Below are 23,643 nucleotides of genomic sequence, written 5' to 3'. Positions count from 1 at the left end.
TTTTTATTAAAATACCTTGTTTTGTTATAATAAATCAAGGCTTTTGTTTGTGCAAGTTATATAAAAAAAAGAAAGTAAACGAAAAAAATAAAAAGAAAAACAAAAAATTTTCATTTTTGGAATTAATTGTAAATGTATGATCTTGCATTGATAAATTTAAAAAGTAGATTGTTCAGTTGGGGTGAAAATTCAGCAAAAAGGCTAAAATGAGTAAAGATATAGCCTTTATTTTTTAATGATATTGATATTTATAGAAACGAAAAACAAGTTTTCTTTCTCAATTTGCCAATAAAATAGTCATGCTTTGTTTTAGGTTTATAATGGATTAATCTTGCTTTTCATTTTTCTCAAAGGAAGGTTTCGAAAACTGGAGTTATTATGAATTTTGATCCGAAAATAGCTCATGATGTCAAACTTTAAGGCATTGGCTTTATTCAAACAAAATACATTGAGATATTTTTAGTTCTTATTTATATTATTTGGAAGCTTGAAGAATTCGATTTGTGAAAGTTCTTTCTTTTACTTGCTATGATGCTGTTTTAGGCCTTGAATGAATTTTTCAGGTAAGTAAAGTGATGCAAAGAGGTATTTAGAGAAGGCTTTTTATTTAAAAAATTGAGTATGACCCATGTGCTAAGAAATAGTTTTGCTGATAATTTAATGATAGTAGTTTTATTTAATACTTTAATCCTTCTGTTCAAAAGGCACTTATGTTTTCTAAAATCACATAATATGTACTGGTACAATTTTTTTTCCTCATTTTGTACGGCAAATATTAAGCCCTTTTAAATTCAATTATAGGTATGAAACTGCCAAATGTCTATGGTGGTATTAGGTATATAATTGTATCTGCTTCGAAATAAATTATTTCAAGATACGGTAGAAAAAAAAATCTATCATCTGTTCATATTTAGATTAATGGACATGCCAGTCGTCAGCATATTTTTGATTATAAAGTTTTTTCTTGATTGTAGAATAATAAATAGAAGAAATAATAAAAAAGAAAATGCAAGTTGATAAAGAGCTTTCATTGGTGTTTTTTTGAAGAAATGGAAAAATTGAAACCTGATTAATGGTAAAGTGCTACAATTTTCAAATATTTATACGCTTCTAAATTCTCTTTTAACTTAACTGTAATCAAATTCTGTATTCTTTAACATTTCATTTTTTTCTAATATCAATAAAGGATTTATCTTAATTTGATTAAATTTTCCCTTTTTAGTTTAATATTTTGTCTTTTGATTAGATTTTTATGAAAAATAAAAATAAAAAAGCTTTTCGGGAACGATTTCGAAAGAAAAAATAAAAAAAAGAAATAAAATGAAATATATTTTATTTGTATTTTATTGTATTTTTAAAATATTGCATATAGTTTTGTTCGTTAATTTACTTTTTTTATTCAAATAGTTCAATTTGAAATTGATATATCTGAAGGTTTATTGTGAATTAAACTTTGTTTTTTTATCATTATTAATCTTAGCTTTTTTATGGCAAAAAATGTACAAATCTATTCCGATGGAATAAGGGAATCATCCATTAAGAGATGGTTTATGTGGGCGGTAGCTATTTTTATGCTTTTAGCAGGAAATACTATGGCACAAATTAAAGTAAATGGTAAGGTATCGACAGAAAATGGAGAGCCTTTGCCAGGAGTTTCTATTATTGTAAAAGGTAGTTCTAATGGAATTAATAGTGATAATCAAGGCAATTATTCACTAGAAATCCCTTCAAAAGGAGCTATTTTGGTTTTTAGTTCAATTGGTTTTAAATCCCAAGAGCAGAATGTAGGTAACCGAGTGATTATTAACGTTTCCTTAGTTGAAGAGGAGAATTTTCTAAATGAAATGGTTGTGATTGGATATGGCCAAAAAAAGAAAAGTGAGATTGCCGGAGCAGTTGGGTCTGTCGGTGGAGATCAAGTTCTATCCAGAGGTAATGTTTCTGTTTCGGAGTCCTTACAAGGTAGTATTTCTGGTGTCGATATTCAGCAGACCTCTACAAGGCCTGGCGGAGGATTTAATATCAACATTAGGGGTGTTAATTCTCTTAATTCCGGTGTCAAGCCACTTTTTGTAGTAGATGGAATTGTAACTGATAATATTGACTTTCTAAATCCTGCAGATATAGACCGTATAGATATTCTTAAGGATGCTTCTTCTACAGCAATTTACGGTTCAAGAGGGTCTAGTGGGGTTGTTTTGATAAGTACCAAAAAGGCAGACAACGCAAGCTCAGGCAAGTTAAGAGTTAATTATGATAGCTATATAGGGTTTAGGCAAACTGCTCGTGAGCCAGAATTTATGGATGGTCGTCAATTTGTCGATTACCGTGCATCTGCTTATATGGTATTCAATAAAACTACGGGAAAATGGTCATTTGCAAACAATGATCCTGGTACACTTATCATGAGTCATACCGATAAAAAGACAGGTTCGCCTGTTTGGGCAAATAGACTCTATGAAGAAGATTATACTGACTTTGCGAAATTGGTTCAACAAAATGGACTGCAGCAAAATCATTATGTAAACATGAGTGGTAACACTAATGGCATAACTTACAATTTTGGTGTAGGGTACCAAAATGAAAAAGGGAACTTTGTAAAGGAGAAATTTGATAGATATAATATCAAACTAAGCGTAACCCACAAAGCATCTAAATACATTGAAACTGGAGCGACAGTAAATCTTACACAAAGCAACACAAGCCTGGGTAGTGGAGAGGTTTATGTTGAACTGTTCAGAATGGTTCCATTTTTTACACCATATAATCCTGACGGCTCTCCTGTGGTACAACCCGGTGCCAATGGCCCAGCCAACCAAACTAACAGAGGGATGACTGGTGGCAGAAATCCATTAGCTATAATGGATGCACAAACAAATGAAGACAGAAGGAGTGATGTCCTTGGAATTGCCTATTTGCAGGTTAATCCACTAAAAGGCCTGATGCTAAAAAGTACTATTTCGCCACGTTTTAATAGAACAAGAGAAGGGTTCTTTCAAGACATAGTACAGGATACTTATCTCCAGTTACCAGCAGCCATAGGCACCAGAGTTGGTGAAAGTTCAAACAGAGAGTCCTTTGAATACACTTGGGATAATATGGTAAACTATACCCAGCGATTTAGCAATAACCATAATTTATCACTTACTGGTGTTTACAGTGTTTTCAATACAAGGTTTGAAGGCCTTCGAGTTCAAGCAACAAATCTACCTTTTGCATCGGAATGGTACAATCTTTTCAGTGGCGATTTTGTTCAAAGTAACAGCTCTTCAAGTTTTGCACAAACAGGATTGTTATCCTATTTAGGTAGAGCAGATTACGATTTTAGAGGCAAATATTTATTAACTGCTTCGGTTCGTAGAGACGGTGCGTCAAGGTTGTCAAACAAATGGGCTACTTTCCCATCTGTGGCTCTGGCCTGGAATGTTGCCAAAGAGTCTTTCATGCAATTTAGCTGGCTAACAGACCTCAAACTAAGAGCTTCTTTTGGTGTTTCGGGAAGTAATGCTGGAGTGAGTCCTTACTCTACTATTACAGGACCAAATACTGGGTCTACCATATTCTATAACTTTGGCAATACTGTAGTAAAAGGTTTTGCTCCAGGAAACCCTGTTAATGTCGGGCTTACATGGGAAAAAACCAATGAAGTAAACTTTGGTGCAGATTTTAGCTTACTTAAGGGCAATATTTCAGGCTCGGTAGATTGGTACAATAAAACTTCAAATGGCCTACTCTTAAGTAGAAACCTTGCCATAGAAAGTGGCGTGGGCTCTATGACTGATAATATTGGTTCAGTAAACAACCGTGGAATTGAATTGTCACTAAATACTGTAAATATAGATAAGAAAAATTTTACTTGGACAACCGGCCTTACCCTTACCCGAAACAAGAATAAGATACTTTCAATTTACAATAGTGAAGACGATGACATCGGAAACAGATGGTTTATTGGTCAGCCTGTAGAAGTAATTTATGATTATGAGTACCTTGGCGTGTTTACCCAAGCAGATTTTGACTCCAAAGAATCTGTTTACACTAACTACACAGCTCAGCCTGGCGAAGCAAAAGTGGCCGATCTTAATAATGATAACAGATTGGATGCCAATGATAGAAAAGTTTTGGGTACTCCTTTTCCAAACTGGTTTGCAGGCCTAAACTCAAACATGAAATTCAAGAACTGGGACTTGGGTATTAACTTAGTAACCAGACAAGGTATGTTGGTTGAAGATCAATTTTCTACGACCTTCATGGCTTATGGTGGTAGAAGTAGAAATCATATTGTACATGACTATTATGTGCCGGCAGGTACTACAGTGCCAGATTGGGACAATTTCGTCTTTGACGCAAATGGTTATGCCATAGATTTAGGTTATAAAACTACAACTGAAGAGCATATAGGGAAATGGCCAATTGACGTAAATAGAGGCGGAGCGTATTTTGGCAATTTAGGCTACTATAAAGAAACCTCCTTTGTAAAGGTGAAAAATATTTCTTTAGGGTATACTTTTAATCAAAACCTTTTGAAACCATTAGGCGTCAATAAAGTCAGACTATATGGCAATGTTTTGAATCCTCTTCTCTTTACTAATTATATAGGTTTTGATCCTGAATATGCCGAAACAAATATAAATAATGGAAACGGACTTGGTACAATCACTTACCAAATTGGTGCTAACATTCAATTCTAAAATTTTAATTACGATGAAAAAAAACATAATTATATGTCTAAGTATCCTACTATTTGTAAGTAGTGGATGTGAAAAGCTTCTCATAGAAGATAACAAAGGTGGTATTTCAAACGAAGAATTATATTCTTCTGTTGATGGATTTAATACCTTGGTTACCTCCTCCTACGCTCAATTAAGAACCCTTTATGGTAACAGTCCGATATTAGATTTAGCTGGTACAGATATTTATAGAGAAGGCCGAGTAAATGGCGGCCCTCTATACACCTACGAAACAATAAATGCAGCCACTGGTGCGGTTTTTAATTTCTATAGAGATTGTTATAGAGCTATTCAAGTGACTAATGCAACTTTAAATTACATTGACTTACCACCACTTTCAGCTTCACAAAAGCAAAGGATAAGCGGGGAAATCAAGTTTCTAAGAGCATTTTATCATTTCATTTTAATGGAACAATTTGGAGGTATAGCCATCAATACCGAGTATACAAATTCGCCTAGAACGAACATACCTAGGGCTTCTCTCTCTGATAGTTTTAATTTTGTAATATCAGAAATGGAAGCATCCTTAAACGACCTTCCAGAAACTTCTGAACCGGGAAGAATCAACAAGACCGTAGTAAATCATTATTTGTCTAAAGTTTATCTTACTAGAGCTTGGGATTTAGGTGCAGAAGCAGATTTTACAAAATCTATTAGCTATGCAGATAAGGTCTTGGCAAGCAAGGGTACGATTAGCTTGCCTTACAACAAAGTATGGGATCCATTTAATGATAACAATAGTGAATTCATTTTCTCAGTTCAATACAATAAGGCTAGTTTAGCAAATGAGCTTACTTCTGGAAACGATCAGTACACTTTATTTTCTGTTTTCTCTGGATCAGGTGCTGGTCAAATAAAACGTATTGTTGATTCCTATTTACCTGCTCATCATGTACATGCTTCTTTTCAGCAAAATGACAGCAGATATTATACCAATTTTATGCTCACTACTTGGCAAGACTACTTTAGTTTTTATCCAAATAGTAAAGGCTCAGGAGTCATTCAGAACTACTATCCTGTAATTTGGGATCCCAATAAAACCGAAATTACGAGCGAAGATATTGCCGAATGGGATGCATATGTAGCTGCCAATGGAGGCAAAGCTTCAGGCTATCTGGCATTCCCTGTTTGGGCAGGAAACAGCGAGGCACATAGAGAAAAATATGATAAGAATGGATACGGTAATACCGACCGCAGGGTTCCGCCATTTAGAAAATTTGATAGCCCTCAGAATGGATTTAATTCTACGCAGAGCAATACCGCAAGCATCAGAAGCATTGTGCTTGCTCGTTTGGCTGAAACATACTTTTTGAAAGCTGAGGCATTGATAGGTTTGGGTCAATTTTCTCAGGCCAAAGATTTGATTCAACAAGTGATAAATCGACCAGAAAATAAATTGGTCCCTAGTGGAGCCGACTTGTCAAATGCACTTGAAGGTGCTAATACTAAAACTGCAGCTTTAGAAGGTTACCTTATAGAAACAGCTAAAGAAATGTTAGGAGAATATAATGGCAGATGGCAAATGCTCAGAAGGACAAAAATGCTGGGTACATCTCTAGAAAAATTCAATTCTGATTTCAAGAGAGATGGTATCAAATGGCAGGAAAAATGGTCTTTGAGGCCGATTCCTGAACAAGCAATAGAACTAAATGACGCAATGGATGTGGTAAAAGATCAAAACCCAGGATGGTAAATTTTAAAAATTAAATTTAAAAAGATGAAAAAAAATAAATTATTATATTTAATGCTGCTGGTAGGTTTTCTATCATCCTGCGAAAAAGAAGGTGATGTAATATGTATGGATAAAGTTTGGTATCAAGACTTAGATAAAGATGGTAAAGGAAATCCTATTGTTTACCTATACTCTTGTAAAACTCAACCTGCTGGTTTTGTAGATAATGCAGATGATGCCAATGATTTAGATCCGAAAATTTAATATCGAGCATTAGGAATTGAAAATATATAGGCCTAATAACGGAAATATGAATTTCGAGATTGGTATAATAGCCCGTAATTTCTTACGGGCTATTTTCCTGAATTGATAATCCATATTAGTTTGTTTGCTATTAATTCTTTTTCAGAAAGCGACAAAATTTCTATCTTGTGATAATTCAATACTATTTCGGAATGAAGACATAGCTGTTTTTTTTAAAGGAATATGTTTAAAAATGAAATTGGATACTTGTATGAAATAGATTGGTAATAATAGCTCGCGATATAATTTAGCGAGCTATTTTTTTTAAAATTAGTGAATAATAAAGTACAAAATTGTTTCGATAATTGGTAATGGAATAACTTTAAACTATTTTTAGAAAATAGATACTATAAACCATTTTTGTCATTATTGATGTGCGAAAATAGATTCAAATTAGATTATATACATTTTAAATTATTTTCGTTTATTTTCTTTAATTTTCGTTTATTTTCTTTAATTTTGTAATGGCTTAATTGTTTTAGTATTTATGAGTAATTTAACTAAAAACTAAATAAAAATGCTTCCAAATCAAAGAAGGGAAAAAATACTTGAACTTTTAAAAGAAGACGGCTCTGCTAAAGTAGTAGATTTAGCCAAACTGTTTAAAGTTACGGAGGTTACGATTCGTCAAGACCTCGAAAAGTTAGAAACAGGAGATCTTATTGTTAAAGAGCACGGTGGGGCTTATCTTAAAAATGTAGAGGACCAAGTTAAAAGCTTCTCCCTTGTCCATCAGGAAAATTTAGACAAGAAAGAAATTATTGCTCTAAAATGTCTTGAGTTTATTGAAAGTGGGGACACTATCATACTAGATTCTGGAAGTACAACCACTGAAATCGCTAAAAAAATCAAAATATCAGGACTTAAAAACCTGACCATTATTACGAATGCTTTAAATATTGCTTTAATGCTTGGAACAGGTTTGGATATTGAAGTTATTATGACAGGAGGAGAGTTTAAGCCTCCGACCCTTTCGTTAACGGGCCAAAAAGCCGCTGATTTCTTTAAAGGATTAAATGTCCAAAAATTATTTTTAGCCACAGCTGGAATTTCTTTAAAGTCTGGACTTACTTACCCAAGTATAAGTGATATAGTTGTTAAAAAGGCCATGATTGATGCAGCTGAAATCACCTATTTGGTTGCTGATAGTACCAAGATCGGGAAAAGTGCTTTGGCAAGTTTAGGTGCTTTGAGTTTGATTGATTTTATAATTACAGATTCTGGAATTGAAGAAAAACACCTTTCTGTTTTCAGAGAAAATGAAGTTGAAGTGATAATAGCATAAAATAATAAAAATGAATGATGAATTAAGAATGATAAATTGGGCTGAAAACAAAAACTATATTTTTTTGTATTTAGAAAACCAAAGTCCAATATTCAATAAAAATCAACTATGCAACATTCATAATTTATCATTCTCCCGAAAGCTTTCAGGATCAGCATTCAACATTCATGATTTATCATTCATTATTAATAAACATTCATAATTAGCTTAAAATGACTTTAGGAGTAATCATCGGGAACAGAGACTTTTTTCCAGACAGTTTGGTAGAAAAAGCAAGAACTGAAATCATTGAGGTTTTTGCTAAATTAGGTTTGACGCCCGTTTTGTTAGATACTACTGAAACTAAATTAGGCGGTGTAGAAACTTATAAAGAAGCTCAAAAATGTGCTGCATTATTCAAAGCTCACCGTGAGGATATTGCTGGAGTGTTGGTATTATTGCCAAACTTTGGAGATGAAAAAGGAGTAGCAGACACACTAAAATTATCAGGTTTAAATGTTCCTGTTTTAGTTCAAGCTTATCCAGATGACCTAAGCAAGATGAATGTGGTGAATCGCCGAGACTCTTGGTGCGGAAAAATATCTGTTTGTAATAATTTATATCAATACGGCATCAAATACTCCCTAACGAGTCAGCATGTAAGTCTACCATCTTCTGATATATTCCAACAAGACCTTAAGGATTTTGTAGCAGTTTGTAGAGTTGTAAAAGGACTTAGAACTGTAAGAATTGGGGCTATTGGAGCCAGACCAGGAGCATTTAACACGGTCAGATATTCAGAAAAAATACTACAAAGAAACGGTATCACAGTTTCTACTTTTGACTTGTCAGAAATCCTTGGTATGGCCAATAAGCTAACCGGTGATGATGCAAAAGTGAAGCAGCATTTAGAAATGATAAATGCATATGCCCCAAAAGGCAGAACCCCTAACGAAGCTATGATTCAAATAGCCAAGTTAGACGTAGTTCTAAAAGATGTTATGGAAGAGCATAGCCTTGACGCTACTGCTATCCAATGTTGGACTTCGCTGCAACAAAACTACGGATGCAATGTATGTACAAGTATGAGTATCATGAGCGAAAACATGCTTCCAAGTGCATGTGAGGTTGATGTTACAGGTACACTAAGTATGTATGCCATGCAGCTTGCTTCTGGCTCACCAAGTGCATTGGTAGACTGGAACAACAACTACGCCGACGATCCCGAAAAATGTGTCTTATTCCACTGTGGAAACTGGGCCAAGTCATTCCTTCCAGATATTGAAATCAGCAACGCCCCAATATTGGGAACTTCGGTAGGTGTAGAAAACACCTACGGTGCTTTAGATGGCCGAACTCCTGCCATGCCGTTAACCTATGGCCGTATCAGTACAGATGATCCTAAAGGTATTATCAAAGCTTACATTGGCGAAGGCGAACTTACAGACGATCCATTAAGTACATTTGGAAACAGAGCGGTAGCTAAAATTCCTGACCTTCAGAATTTGATGAAACATATCTGTAAAAATGGTTTTGAGCACCACGTAGTAATGAATGCTTCTAAAACCGCCGCCATTTTGGAAGAAGCTCTTGAGAACTATATGGGATGGGAAGTTTATAAGCATTAATTTATTGAACTATAGAAGTTTAAGAAAATGAAAAGAGAAAAAATGGAAGTGGACTTAATGATAGAAAAATCGGTAGAATACCGTAGAAATATCATTAAATATATATTTAACGCAAAAGCGGGTCATACGGGCGGTAGCTTGTCAGTGGTAGATATTCTGAACGTACTTTATAATCGTATCATGAATGTTTCGCCTGAAAACTTTGACTCTAACGAACGAGATAGATTTGTGCAAAGTAAAGGCCACTGTGTAGAAGCACTTTATGTGGTTTTGGCAGACCAAGGTTTTTTTCCTGAGGAAGACTTATTGACATTGTGCAAGTTTAACTCGCCTTATATAGGTCACCCCACTAAATATATTCCAGGTATTGAACAAAACACCGGAGGTTTAGGGCACGGTTTGTCTATCTGCTGTGGCAATGCCATAGCGGCAAAAAAAGACAACTCACCAGCAAAAGTATATACCGTATTAGGTGATGGCGAAATGGCCGAAGGCTCAAACTGGGAAGCTTTTATGTTAGCCGCTCACTACAAATTAGACAACTTGTGTGCCATCTTGGACTACAACAAATTACAAATTTCGGGTTCTAATGCTGAAGTAATGGCTTTAGAGCCTTTGGATAAAAAGTTAGAAGCATTTGGTTGGGCTGTTAAGCATGTAGACGGCAATGACATAAACGCATTGACAGAAACATTAGAAAGTCTTCCTTTTGAAGATGGCAAACCGTCGTTTGTTATAGCACATACTACCAAAGGAAAAGGCGTAAGTTACATGGAAAATAACTTGAAATGGCACCATGGTGTTCCGAGTGAGGAACAATATAAAATAGCAATGGACGAATTAAATTTAGCAGAAATAGCATAATACTAAGATGGCAGAAATAATGGCTAATGAAAAAGTAAAATTAGCAGTTGCAAAGGCAAATTTAGAGACTTTCTCTGAGACAGTTCAGGCTCTTGCAGCACAGGATAGAGATGTCCTTGTGGTTACCAGTGACTCACGTGGTTCAGGTAAACTTGTGCCTTTCGGTCAAAAATTTCCTGAGCAGATTGTAGAAATCGGTATTGCCGAGCAAAACCTAGTAGGCGTAGCCGCAGGTTTGGCCAGTATGGGTAAAAAAACCTTCGCAGTTTCTCCTGCATGTTTTCTAACTGCTCGTTCTTTGGAACAAATCAAAAACGACGTTTGCTATTCAGACAATGCCGTTAACTTGGTCGGTATTTCGGCTGGGGTTAGTTATGGTGCATTGGGAACAACCCACCACAGCTTACACGATTTTGCTGTTTTAAGAGCAATAAATAACGTTACGATTATAGTTCCTGCTGATAATTTTGAAACAGAAGAAGCCATCAAAGCAGCTGCAGCAATGGATTCTCCAGTTTATTTAAGATTTGGTAAAAAGAATATGCCAGCAAGCATCTGTTCGCCAGATGACCTGACAAGAAATAACTTCACAGTTGGAAAAGGTAGAACCGTTCGCGATGGCGAAGATTTGACATTTTTGGCCACTGGAGAAGCTGTTTGGCCCGCCTACGAAGCAGCAGAAAAACTTGCGATTGAGCAAAATATTCAAGCAAAAGTTGTAAGCCTACATACTATTAAGCCTTTAGATTCTGAGCTAATCAAAGAGATAGCATCAAATGGTAGCCCTATAATTACTGTGGAGGAGCATTCGGTTTACGGTGGCTTAGGCGAAGCGGTGGCATCACTACTTATGCAAGGCGGATACCATAACAAATTTAAGATTGTGGGACTACCAGACGACCATACTGTTTCTGGTTCTCAAAACGAAATTTTTGATTATTACGGAATTTCTGAAAAAGGATTAGCCCAAACTGCATTAGATATTTTGAACTGAATATTTTAATCAATTGAAAATCTAAAAATGACCTTCAAGAGCTTTTTAACCTTAATTATAATAACTGTAAGTTTAACCAATTGCTCCCAAAAAAGCAGTGAGGAAAAACCTAAGGTAGCGGTTGTGATTTCTACATTAAACAATCCGTGGTTTGTGGTATTAGCTGAAGCGGCAGCTAAAAATGCCGAGCAACTGGGCTATGAAGCTAAAATTTTTGATTCTCAAAATAACCCGGCAATCGAGTCAGATAACTTCGAAAACTTGATTTCTTCGGGCTATGATGCCATTCTTTTTAACCCTACAGATGCCGACGGATCTATCTCAAATATCATGAAAGCCAAAGAAGCAGGAGTACCGGTTTTTTGTATGGATAGAGAAGTCAATTCAAACGACGCTGCCACCTCGCAGGTTTTGTCTGACAATTATTCGGGCTGTGCCGAAATAGGCATAGAGTTCGTAAAATCCTTAAATGGGAAAGGTAAATATGTAGAGATATTAGGCCTTGTGGGGGATAATAACACCTGGGCTCGCTCAGGAGGATTCCACTCTGTGGTAGATAAATTTCCAGGTTTTAAGATGCTCGCTCAGCAAAGTGGCGACTTTGACAGAAACAAAGCCATGGAGGTTTTGGAGACTATTATGCAGGGTCATCCAGACTTAGAGGCGGTATTTTGTGGAAATGACGCAATGGCTATGGGAGCCTATCAGGCCTTACTTTCAGCAGGAAAAGCAGATAAAGTAAAAGTATTTGGTTTCGATGGTGCTAGCGATGTAATAGAGAAAATAGCGGAGGGGAAAATAGTGGCTACAGGCATGCAATATCCGATTGTGATGGCAGAAACTGCGGCAAAGTTTGCTGACGAATATTTTAAAGGGAAAAGAGATTTTCCTCAGCGAGTTCCGGTAGAAGTAGTTTTAGTTAAAAAATCAAACGCAGGAAGTTTTAAATAATATCAACATTAATGATGAAAGATTAATGGTAAATAAAGTCTAAAACAATATCCTCTCTAAACCCATTTTTCTGGGTAGGATTTTAAAGATTTTGTTTGAAATAGACTTTCGAATAGTATTTAAAAAATGCTATTAAAAATTTATCATCCATCCTTAAATGCTCATCATTGAAAATTTATCATTAATTAACCTATGAAGAAAGTTATCGGTTTAGTAATTGTCTGCTTTCTAGTGTATAATTCTGTGTACTTCAAAAAACTAAGCGAGCAATCTGCAAGCGAAAGCTCGAAGTTTAACTTTGTAGCGTATGCAGACTCTATCTATAACCAAGGTATATTAAAACAAGCTAAACCAATAGCTTTAGCAGATCTTCAAAAAGAATTAGGTAAGAATACTGAAAACGCGTTTTCGCAGTTTGGCAATAGGTTAGGAATTGGTCAAACCGCCTATTTTATGGTTTCGGTCGATGGAACTGTTTTAAACAAAACCGTGGATGGCTTTGAAGTCAAAACCACAGATGGCAATATTTACCCGATAGACATCAAATTTATATTCGGAAATGCGATTCGCGATGCCTCGAAGTTGGTCAAGTTGACCGACTTTAAAACCAATGCTGATTTTAATAAAGTTTCGGAAGAGTTAAACAACGTGATCAGAGAGAAAGCCATACCAGCCCAACTTAGTACGCTCACCGTAGGCGACAAAGTGGAGGTGGTTGGAGCCATAAAACAAAGCAAAAAAGACGCTTTGCCTATACTTATTTTGCCTGCCAATATTACGAAACTTTAAGTACCTCAAATACCCATGTTACAAGCCGTTAATATTTCAAAAAGTTTTCCAGGTGTTAAAGTATTGCAAGGGGTTAATTTTAATTTTTACCCCGGCAAAGTAAATGCCATTTTGGGTGAAAACGGAGCAGGGAAATCTACGTTACTTAAAGTGCTAACTGGTGTTTATACAGACTACGAAGGCGAAATAATCCTTAATGGCAACACGCTTAAGTTTGACGGCATCAAGGACGCTCAAGCGGCAGGAATTGGTATTATACATCAAGAACTCAACTTGATACCTCACCTAAGTATTTCAGAAAATCTTTTTTTAGGAAATGAACTTAGAAACCGTTGGGGGCTTTTAGATTCTTCCGAAATGGAGAAGCAGACAAAGGTTTTATTGGCAAAACTAAAACTAGATTTTTCTCCCAAAACATTGGTGCAAAACCTCAAAGTAGGGGAGCAGCAATTGTTAGAAATTGCCCGTGCCTTACTAAAAAACAGCCAAGTGATTTTGATGGATGAGCCCACTTCGGCTTTGACAGACTCAGAGATTGACAATTTGCATGTAATCATTGAGGAACTTAAAGCAGAAGGGAAGACCATCGTTTATATATCTCACAAAATGGACGAGCTTTTTAGAATAGCTCAGCATTATACTGTTTTAAGAGATGGCGTTACCGTGGATGCTGGTGAAATGAGCCAAGCCACCGAAAAAGACCTGATTAAAAAAATGGTGGGTAGAGATGTACTAATCGTTAAAAAAGAACAAAATAAAGACGTGAGCGAGGTTTCGCTTAGTCTCAAAAATATATTTCTTCCTCATCCGGTATTAAAAAACAGAAACTTGCTGGATAATATTTCTTTCGATTTGCACAAAGGTGAAATCTTAGGTGTATTTGGTTTGATGGGAGCGGGGAGAACAGAATTGCTACAAACGATTTTTGGTTTAAATGCCAAAAATACAAAAGGCGAAATAGAAGTTTTTGGTAAAAGCGTAAAGCTAAAAAGCCCCAAAGATGCAATAGCAAGTGGCATAGCTTACGTAACGGAAGACCGTAAGACAGAAGGCTTGGTGTTAAATATGAACATTTCTACCAATATTGGACTAACGACCTTAAAGATTGGGGAGCTTCTAAATTTCAAAAAAGAGAAAGAATTGGCTCAAAAGTACATTTCTGAATTCTCTATAAAAACACCTTCAGAAAAACAGCAATGTCAAAACCTAAGTGGCGGTAATCAGCAAAAGGTAGTATTGTCAAAATGGATGGCTACGCAGCCAGAAATTTTGATGCTTGACGAGCCTACGCGTGGTATAGATATAAAGGCCAAAAGCGAGATTTATGAGCTTATCAAGAAATTGGCAAACGACGGAAAAAGTATCTTATTGATTTCATCGGAAATACCCGAGGTGTTGGCACTTTCAGACCGTATTTTGGTGCTTTCAGAAGGAAAAATATCAGCAGAATTTAATGCAGAAGATGCAGACGAAAATAAATTATTAAAAGCAGCTATTTAAAATTACAGTTAAATGATGAATGAAAAATGTTGAGTTCGATAATTAGACAGAAGCCTGATTTTAAGGTATCGGAGCTTAAGTTTAGTTAATAGTAAAACATTAGAATTTAATTATTTATCAGTAAGTATTTAGCGTTTAGCATTATAAAAAATGAATAAAGAATTACTCAAAAAATCTCAGTCACTGATCGCGTTGTTTGCACTTTGCTTGGTGATAAGTATTCTGTCTGATAAGTTTATGACCTCATCCAACTTATGGAATGTGCTCAGACAAATATCAGTAAATATCTGCATTTCGGTAGGTATGACCTTGGTGGTTTTGATGGCCGGCATCGACCTTTCGGTGGGTTCTGTGTTGGCTTTTAGCTCGGCTGTTTGTGCCGGCTTATTGTCAAAAGGAATCTCAATACCTTCCATGGATCTTTTCATAGGGTTTACCGTTTTAGGTGGTGTTTTGGTGGCTTTGATAGTGGGTTTGCTCATGGGATTGTTTAACGGTTGGGTAATCACCAAGTTTAGTTTGCCGCCTTTTGTGGCTACTTTGGCCATGCTAACTATTGCCCGTGGTGCTACTATGCTTTATACACAAGGTATTCCGATTTCAAACCTTGGTTCAAGTTTCGAATTTATAGGTTCGGGCTGGTTATTGGGCATACCGGTTCCGGTTTGGATCTCGCTTTTTGTGGTTTTGTCTGTGGTGTTTATTACAAATAAAACCACGTTTGGTAGATACATTTACGCCATCGGTGGAAACGAAAGAGCTGCATTTTTATCAGGAATAAATATCAAAGCAGTTAAACTAGCCGTCTACGGTATTTCAGGAATGATGGCCGCAGTAGGAGGGATTTTAGTGACTTCACGCCTAAACTCGGCACAGCCAAACGCAGGTGCGAGTTACGAATTAGACTCCATAGCGGCAGTTGTTATTGGAGGTACGTCGCTTTCAGGAGGTATTGGTACCATAGCGGGTACCGTAATAGGAGCCACCATAATTGGCGTACTTAATAACGGTTTGATATTGTTAAATGTGTCGCCATTTTGGCAACAAGTAGTGAAAGGCTTAGTTATACTGTTAGCAGTTATCATTGATCAAAAAAGCAAGAAGAAAGCTTAGATTTTGATGGTAATTGGAGAATGGCTAATGCTATTTTTTTCTTTCAAAATATGGGGGCTATTTCGAATGTTTTTATAATTAATGAATTAAGAGTAATTTTAGTGAAAATTTGAAAAATGAATTACAAAATATCATTTCAGGAAAGAGTTCGGTTGTCTATGGAGCTCTTATCCAAACAGTCGCCCGTGAGCTTGAAAGAAGCTGTAATGCAAGCAAATTGGATAAAGAAAACGAGCACTTCAAAAAACAAGAAACAGAAATCTTAATTGAGTTAATTGACAAAGAACAACTTTGGATATCAGACCTCAATTTAGATAACTATGTGTCTGAAGGAGCGGAGCAGCGGGTCTATCTGAAAGACGGCAAAACAGTTCAAAAACTCAACGATTCAATTTACTACGCTTCATGGCAAGATTATTTTCATAATCTTCTTTTAAATAATTTCTTTTTTGCTGACACAGCCTATCATCTAGATGGTTTTTATAAAGATGCGGATGTGGTATTCGCTGTTGTTAGTCAGTCATTTATAAAAGCTACAGAGCCAACAAAACTCGAAAATGTCAAAGATTTTCTAACTGCCAATGGTTTTATTAACAATAGAAACCATGACTATTACAACCCAGTTTTGGGAATAATTTTAGAGGATTTACATGACGAAAATGTATTGACGGAAAATGGAGTTTTGCGTTTTATAGATACAGTCTTTTATTTAGACAAAACCTTTTGGAATTAAATCATAGATACTCAAAGAGTAAAATAATCTTTATTAAAAATGAAATTCGTTCTCTCAATAGACCAAGGTACTAGTAGCACAAAAACTGTGATTTTTGATGAAGGCGGCAATGCGGTAGTTAAGGGCCATGTAAACTTGCACACCGATTACTTTGATAATGGATTTGTGGAGCAAAACCCAGAAGGCATTTATCAAAACGTATTGGATTCGGTAGCCAAATGTTTAGAAAATTTTGTAAGTGTTGATTACAACATTTCAGACATAGTTTCCTGCGGGATAAGCAACCAACGCGAAACCTTTATACTTTGGGATAAAGCCGGAAATCATTTGGCTCCTGCCGTAGTTTGGGCTTGCAAAAGATCCACCTCTATCTGCAAGGAGTTGATTGATAAAGGGCAAAATGAAATCATAAAAAACAATACGGGACTTTTAATTGACCCTTATTTTTCTGCAACGAAGTTACTTTGGTTATTGCAAAACGAAGACGGCCTGAAAGAAAAACTAGATAAGGGAGAAGTATTTTTCGGAACTGTGGATACTTGGATTTTGTATAAAATGACCAAAGGGAAGTCTTTCAAAACAGACTATACCAATGCTCATAGAACCTTACTTTTCAATATTAATACCTTAATGTGGGACATTGATATTTTGAAAATGTGGGGTTTAGAAAAGTTAAACCTACCAGAAGTTTGTGCCTCAAGTGCAGATTTCGGTGTTTGGGATGTAAGCGAAGCATTCCCAAGTTTATCATTCATTAAGCAAAATTCATCAATACCTGTAACGTCTCTAATAGGTGATTCGCACGCGGCCGCATTTGGCGAAGCATGTTTTGATGCTGGAACCGCTAAGGTTACCTTGGGGACAGGCTCGTCTATAATGATGAACATCGGCACTAAGCCAGTGCGGTCAAAAGCAGGAATGTTGACCACCATCTGTTGGAGCACGGAAGAAACCGTAGCATTCGCATTAGAAGGAGCAATAGTAGCTTGCGGCTCTACTATAGAATGGATAAAAAATGAGTTAGGGTTCTTTAAAGAAGTATCAGAAACAGAGGGCATGGCCAATGCAGTTACAGACAATGGCGGCGTGTATCTAATACCCGCATTTAGCGGACTAGGAGCCCCACACTGGAAAATGAACCGTAAGGCATCCATAGAAGGCATGACTTTCGGAACTTCTAAAAATCATATTGTAAGAGCAGCTTTAGAAAGCATCCCTTACCAAATCAAAGACGTGGTAAATGCCATGGGTGCAGATATGGGTGGAGACCTAAAAAGCATCGCGGTAAATGGTGGTTTAACCAAAAATCAGTTTGTGATGCGTTTTCTGGTAGATTTATTAGGAATTCCTTTACAGAAACAATCTGATGCCGATATCTCAGCTTTAGGAGCAGCATATCTTTCTGGCCTTAAAAGTGGCGTTTATACGAGTCTTGAACATTTGAAAGAATTAAATAGAATCAGAACTGAGAAAATTGAGCCTAATTTAAATAATATTACAATTCAAGATTTTTATGCAAAATGGGTTGAAATTATTAAAAGTAAATAGATTTCACTCCACAAACCCCGCCTCTGCCTTCACACCAGTTTTAACCCAATTTCGTAAAGCATCAAAATCCTTTCCAGTTTGTTCGGGCGTAAAATTACAATGTCCTTTTCTGTTGGTGTATTTTACCACGTAAAATTCTTGGTTGCCTTTTTTCTGGATATGGTTTTTGAAAGGTACTATCGCAAATCGGGCTGGAATTAATTGGTCTTTCATGTTGTCTAAAACATAAAAAGACTTGTCAATTTTGCCGATTCGGACTTATTTTGAGAATATTATTTTATTATAATGACACTCATTTATTGAGGAGAAGAAGTAAGAACTAAAAAAATCAAGATTGTAAATGTGATTCTTTTATTTAATTTTGTTGAAATAAAAACTCCATATAAATGAAAAAAACTTTACTGCTACTTCTCCTAGTAACTTTTAACCTTAAAGCTCAAGTTATTGATAATTTTATAGATTCAACAAATTTAAACGTTCCATACAGTGAAATTGAAACCATAAGGCAAGATGTGCTTAAGTCCAAAAAAAGTAATTTACGTTTAAGTAGTAGCAATTCTTCCCTCAATAACATCACTTGGTATGAACGTGGTCCTAATGGTTTTGACAACCAATATGCGAGCTGTTTAGAGAAAGATCCCAACGATATTAACGGTAATAAATATTGGGCAGGAGGAATGGGAGGTCTTTGGTATACCAATGATATGTTTAGTGCTGATTCGTCCTGGAGACAGGTGACTGGAGGTGATAGTTGGGTGAGTATTAATGTTAGCGATGTTGTATTTCATCCTACTACAACAACTATAATGTACGTTTCTACTGGTTTGAATAATTATGATTCGTCATATCCTGGTTCAGGAATTTACAAATCCACTGATGGTGGACAAACTTTTTCAAGATTGACTTCAACAATCCCTAATGGAGTGGTCGGTACAACGGGTTATGCAATGCAGTATATCGACAAACTTGCAATAAGTCCTAACGGAAATTTTTGGGCTATGACTTGGCGAGGCTTGTATATGTCAACTGATGCTGGGGTTTCATGGAACCTAAAATTCAGTGTTGATTTTGGTTTTGACCTCGAAATTGGCTCTGATGGAACAGTTTATTTTGCTAATGGGTCTTATTCAGGAAACTCCAGAATGTATAGGTCGAATGATGTAAATGGGAATAATTGGACTGAAATTAGTCCTTCAATTTTGGGCAGTTTTACTTTTTTTGCTTTAGGTAATATTTCTTCCCAATCTTCGCAAGAGATTATCGCTGCGTCCGGTACTGGTTATAACCTTACCTTTTTCAAAAAGTCTATTAATGGTGGAAATACGTGGACGGATATTGGAACAGATGGATTGAACTTTAATTTTTATCAAAAAGGATCAATTGTAATCCATGTTCATCCTGACAATCAAAATACTTACTACTTTTCAGGGAATGGGACTTTGTTTAAAACAAGCAATAGTGGTACTACCTGGAATAATACAAATTTAACATCACTTGTTACAGACATTTGCTTACAATCTGGCGATGATAAAATAGCTGTGTCAACGAAATTTTCAGGTCTGAAATATTCATTCACTGCAGGGATTCCCGAAATAAATAATCCAACCTGGCAAAATAAAAACAAAGGATTTAGGTCCGCTCAAGCAGGTATGCCATCCATGAAAAATCAGGTTGATGATGGATTGGTTTTTACCAATGAATTGGGTATAAATACCAACCTTCATTCCTTCGGTGCATCTTCTATTAATGGTACGAGTTCCTTTTACTATAACTCAAAAGCTTTTACATTTCCTTCTTATTTTTTAAGAGGAAACTCATTATATGATTATAATTTTAATTTTCTCCAACAATTAAACACAAATGGTAGTATACTAGATATCGATGCTTTAACCAACAAAGTATATAGTTTTGTAAACTCCGATTATTTCACTACGACCACTACTTTCCGAATTACGACAATCGAATCTCCGACATACCGAACATCCTTTGATGTTGTTTTAAACCAGCTACTTCCGGCTTCGATAATTCGAAAAGCAAAAAATTCAGAAGCTGTGTTTATAGGAATGCAAAACAATTATAATATACCAAAATTCGGCAAAATTATCAATCTTAACGGAACTGCCAGCTTCCAAGATTTAACATGGCCTTCGTTTCCATCAACCAAGGTAAGCTCTATCGAAATTGGCAATACTGACAGCGAACTAATAGTTACTTTTGAAGGTTTTGGAATAAGTTCTGTTTGGTATTCAAGCAATGGGGGTACCACATGGCAGAACAAAGACGAAATCGCACATGGCTTACCTGATGTTTCCGTTGTTTCAGCAGTCTTCGCACCCAAATCACCAAGAGTGCTTTTAGCAACAAATTTAGGTGTATTTTCAACTGAAGATATTGCTGCCAGCAATCCAAATTGGGTAAATAGTAGCAATGGTTTACCTAATGTTCCTATTAATGCAATTTATATTAGGTCGATTGATAGCATTGCCGTAGTAAGTACAAATGGCCGAGGTATTTTTGATAGTCCTTTGCGTGGCTTTCCAAATCCTCAAATTAATATGGATTTCAATGAAAAACTGCTTTGCTTTGGTGGAAGTCTACCAATTTCATTTGCAACTCTTGGATCATTTACCAGCCCAAGCTTTCGTGTAGAGCTTTCCGATGCCACTGGCAGTTTCTTAAATCCTACAAATATTGGCACAGGTATTCAAAGCCCGATTTCGGTTCAATTGCCAAGCACGCTAAGTTATGGACAAGCTTACAAGATTAGAATTGTAGAAATTACAAGCAATATTAAAAGTAATGAATCTAATCCTATCATAATACAATCTTCTGCGAACATGGGTTTTGGAATCTATACTCCCGGAAATACATTTTGCCCAGGATCAAGTATTGCGTTTTTTCCGATAAATTTTTTTAATACAAATGGTGCTGTTTTTCAGTATTCATGGACAGGCCCTTCGGGTTTTCAATCTAATCAATCTAATCCAGTGATATTGAATGCTGGTGCAAGCCAAGCAGGGACTTATACACTAACAGCAAATGTACTGACATGTGGTATTTTTACAAACACTACGGCTATCACAATGACAAATATTGCCCAAGTAGGAATAGCGAGTAATACTTTTTATTGCCCGGGATCAACAATGAGTGCAACCGCCCAAAAGAATACTATGACAAATGAAACGCCAGTATACTCATGGGCTGGACCCAATGGATTTACAGCTAGTGGCCAAAATTTCATTTTGCCATCATTACTAGAAACCGATAGTGGAGTTTATACCCTCACTGCAGTGTTTTCGAATGAATGCAATAATACGGCTACTGCAACCAAAACTGTTACAGTTACAAATAATCTCCCATCTTTTGCAAATTCTACCAATAATAATATTTGCAATGGCGGCAGTACAACATTAGATACAGGACCTTTATCTACACCATTTGGTACATCAGTTTCTTATTCTTGGTCAGGTCCTGACAATTTCTCTAGCAGTTTAAAAAATCCTTCAATAAGCAACTTTTCAAGTTCAAAAGCAGGTATTTACACTAGTACTTTAACATATTCAGGTGCTTGTTATGGAAGTTCTACTTCAACAGTCAATATTACATTTTCTTCAATTTCAATTTTTGCCCCTTCAAGTCATATTGTTTGTAATGGCGGTACTAGTAATGTATCTGCCAGTTTAAGCATTGGTGGTCTTTCAGTTTCCTATAGCTGGTCTGGGCCTAATAATTATACTCAAACAGGTAATACGCTATCAGTAACTAACTTTTCTCCTCAAAAAGAAGGAGCTTATACCGTTACTGCCACCTATACAGGGGCGTGCAGTGGTACTGCAACAAAAACGGTAGATTTGAGCTTAATAAACCCACAAGTATATGTAACAGGAAATACACAATATTGTGAAGGGGCAGATTTTATACTTGGTACTCAAAATAGTATTGGCGAATCAACAGTGACTTACGCTTGGCAAGGTCCTAATGGGTTTAGTAGTACTGGAGAAACTTTAAATATTACGAATATTCAAAGTCCGCAATTTGGTGTTTATACCTTGACGGGTACCTTTAGTGGGAATTGTGCTGGTTCGGCTAGTACTAGTGTTATTATAAACAAGATAACAAACCCTAAGGTATATGTGAGTAATTTTAAGGCATTACTATGTCCTGGAACAAGTCAAGATATTTCTGCCTTTTCTAATGCACCTTTAACAAGTATCAACTGGACAGGTCCAGCGGGCTTTACAAGCCAATCACAGTCAATTACAATAGCAAATTTTGATCAATCAAAAGCTGGAATTTATACCGTAAGCGGCACTATTGGCAACGGCTGTAATGTTACGGCAACAACCACTGTAAACTTAGTACTAACTACTACGCCCACAGATCCTTTAATATCTAGTAGTAGTCCAGTTTTTTGCGAAAATCTGAACCAAGGTTTTAGCCTTGGTATTAATACAACTAACTATTTTTCACCCAATAATATTTTATCGGTAGATTGGACTGGGCCAGATGGTCTTTCACAAACCACCAATAGTCAAAGTTCACTTTCCATATATCCCAAATCAATATTGAAGTCTGGTTCTTATACAGCTTTGGTGCATTATATTGGATGTCCTGGTACAAAAACAGTTACCCGAAATATTGGAATCAGCAATCAAGCCAAAGTAGAAGCTTTTATCTTTCAGGCTGGTTCTGAACTTAATCCTTCAAATGGATCAAGCATAAATGCCAATTTGTGTGAAGGGAATGTTTTATTGCTTTCGGCACAATCTAATAATACTTCTAATACTGTTTTTTCTTGGACTGGCCCTAATGGTTTTAACGCTTCTGGAGAATTTTATATAAGTAATTTAGATTTAAATGCCTCTATGTCAGGAATATATACAGTGACTGCCATAAACTCTGGCGAATGTGCAGGAACGGCTACTTCTACGGTAAGTCTTACAGTAACCCCAGGTATTGAACCACATATTACACTTGTCCCGGCCAAATTTCGTTCTGGCGAACTGGTTACTCTAAGTTCAAATTGCCCTGTTAATTCAGAATGGAGCCATACTTCATCCATAGTAGAACCAAATACAGTTACTTTAATACCCACAGATTATCAGTATTTGAGTGTAAAATGCGTAGAGGGCTTTTGTTATAGTAAACATTCTCAGGGCATTAATTTTAAGCCATGTTTAAATGAGTCTATCATAAGTGGCTTTATTGTAAATACGGCAAGCCGATATGTCTCTGATATACCTTTGGAGTCAACAATCTCAATAAGTCCAAAAAGTGATATTGGAATTTACTCAGCTCATAGTGTACTTTTAAAACCAGGTTTTGAGGTTAAAAATGGAAATACTTTTATTGCCAAAATTGAAGGTTGCAACAATTAAAGTTTAAGTATTTTAATTAACTTTTAATTCAGAAATAATAGTTTTGGTTTTAAATCTTAAAAAATTAAATTCAGAAGTTAATAGAAGTATGACCGAAATTTAATTTTTTCAAAAAAAAGTTTAGAAATATTGAAACCTATTTAAAATCTTAAAAATTGGTTATGGAATATTCAGAAAAA

The 23,643-nt window shown here is 35.9% G+C and carries 15 protein-coding genes; 14 read left to right on the top strand and 1 reads right to left on the bottom strand.

Annotation, left to right across the window (positions count from 1 at the left end; all coding sequences use genetic code 11):
- Nucleotides 1-1,487 precede the first annotated feature (1,487 nt).
- From EGI22_RS21020 to EGI22_RS20960, 13 genes are all read left to right on the top strand, one after another.
- The gene (locus tag EGI22_RS21020; RefSeq protein ID WP_255070438.1) at nucleotides 1,488-4,688 is read left to right on the top strand and encodes a SusC/RagA family TonB-linked outer membrane protein; all 3,201 of its coding nucleotides are present in this window, start codon (nucleotides 1,488-1,490) and stop codon (nucleotides 4,686-4,688) included.
- Between the two features lie 13 nt (nucleotides 4,689-4,701).
- Nucleotides 4,702-6,420 carry a RagB/SusD family nutrient uptake outer membrane protein gene (locus EGI22_RS21015; protein ID WP_255070436.1) on the top strand — a complete coding sequence of 573 codons (1,719 nt, stop codon included), beginning with the start codon at nucleotides 4,702-4,704 and terminating at the stop codon, nucleotides 6,418-6,420.
- A gap of 51 nt (nucleotides 6,421-6,471) precedes the next feature.
- Entirely contained in the window at nucleotides 6,472-6,663 is a 192-nt protein-coding gene (locus EGI22_RS21010) for a hypothetical protein (RefSeq protein ID WP_255070435.1), read from the top strand.
- 556 nt (nucleotides 6,664-7,219) lie between these two features.
- Nucleotides 7,220-7,987: a DeoR/GlpR family DNA-binding transcription regulator gene (locus EGI22_RS21005; RefSeq protein ID WP_255070434.1), complete on the top strand. Its 768-nt coding sequence runs from the start codon at nucleotides 7,220-7,222 to the stop codon at nucleotides 7,985-7,987.
- Nucleotides 7,988-8,199: 212 nt separating this feature from the next.
- Nucleotides 8,200-9,594, top strand: a complete 1,395-nt coding sequence (locus EGI22_RS21000) for an L-fucose/L-arabinose isomerase family protein (protein WP_255070433.1) — start codon at nucleotides 8,200-8,202, stop codon at nucleotides 9,592-9,594.
- A gap of 27 nt (nucleotides 9,595-9,621) precedes the next feature.
- A complete protein-coding gene (locus EGI22_RS20995; protein ID WP_255070431.1) occupies nucleotides 9,622-10,458 on the top strand; it encodes a transketolase in 837 nt (278 codons plus the stop codon).
- Between the two features lie 7 nt (nucleotides 10,459-10,465).
- The gene (locus EGI22_RS20990; RefSeq protein WP_255070429.1) at nucleotides 10,466-11,452 is read left to right on the top strand and encodes a transketolase family protein; all 987 of its coding nucleotides are present in this window, start codon (nucleotides 10,466-10,468) and stop codon (nucleotides 11,450-11,452) included.
- 27 nt (nucleotides 11,453-11,479) lie between these two features.
- The gene (locus EGI22_RS20985) at nucleotides 11,480-12,403 is read left to right on the top strand and encodes a D-ribose ABC transporter substrate-binding protein (RefSeq protein WP_255070427.1); all 924 of its coding nucleotides are present in this window, start codon (nucleotides 11,480-11,482) and stop codon (nucleotides 12,401-12,403) included.
- 192 nt (nucleotides 12,404-12,595) lie between these two features.
- The gene (locus tag EGI22_RS20980; RefSeq protein ID WP_255070425.1) at nucleotides 12,596-13,192 is read left to right on the top strand and encodes a DUF2291 family protein; all 597 of its coding nucleotides are present in this window, start codon (nucleotides 12,596-12,598) and stop codon (nucleotides 13,190-13,192) included.
- Nucleotides 13,193-13,207: 15 nt separating this feature from the next.
- The gene (locus tag EGI22_RS20975) at nucleotides 13,208-14,692 is read left to right on the top strand and encodes a sugar ABC transporter ATP-binding protein (RefSeq protein WP_255070424.1); all 1,485 of its coding nucleotides are present in this window, start codon (nucleotides 13,208-13,210) and stop codon (nucleotides 14,690-14,692) included.
- Between the two features lie 150 nt (nucleotides 14,693-14,842).
- Complete coding sequence (locus EGI22_RS20970; RefSeq protein WP_255070423.1) at nucleotides 14,843-15,805, top strand: ABC transporter permease; 963 nt, start codon at nucleotides 14,843-14,845, stop codon at nucleotides 15,803-15,805.
- A gap of 109 nt (nucleotides 15,806-15,914) precedes the next feature.
- The gene (locus EGI22_RS20965; RefSeq protein ID WP_255070422.1) at nucleotides 15,915-16,538 is read left to right on the top strand and encodes a hypothetical protein; all 624 of its coding nucleotides are present in this window, start codon (nucleotides 15,915-15,917) and stop codon (nucleotides 16,536-16,538) included.
- Nucleotides 16,539-16,577: 39 nt separating this feature from the next.
- Nucleotides 16,578-18,086 (top strand): glycerol kinase GlpK, encoded by a 1,509-nt coding sequence (locus EGI22_RS20960; protein ID WP_255070421.1) that lies wholly within the window; start codon nucleotides 16,578-16,580, stop codon nucleotides 18,084-18,086.
- Between the two features lie 3 nt (nucleotides 18,087-18,089).
- On the opposite strand, the gene EGI22_RS20955 is transcribed toward EGI22_RS20960, so the two are convergent.
- Nucleotides 18,090-18,299, bottom strand: a complete 210-nt coding sequence (locus EGI22_RS20955) for a hypothetical protein (protein ID WP_255070419.1) — start codon at nucleotides 18,297-18,299, stop codon at nucleotides 18,090-18,092.
- A 173-nt stretch (nucleotides 18,300-18,472) separates the two neighbouring features.
- Between EGI22_RS20955 and EGI22_RS20950 the strand changes: the two genes are divergently transcribed.
- Complete coding sequence (locus EGI22_RS20950) at nucleotides 18,473-23,464, top strand: glycoside hydrolase (protein ID WP_255070417.1); 4,992 nt, start codon at nucleotides 18,473-18,475, stop codon at nucleotides 23,462-23,464.
- Nucleotides 23,465-23,643: the final 179 nt, after the last annotated feature.

The sequence above is a fragment of the Lacihabitans sp. LS3-19 genome (genome assembly GCF_024343575.1).
Classification (GTDB): Bacteria; Bacteroidota; Bacteroidia; order Cytophagales; family Spirosomataceae; genus Leadbetterella.
This window is presented reverse-complemented; position numbering and strand designations above follow the sequence as displayed.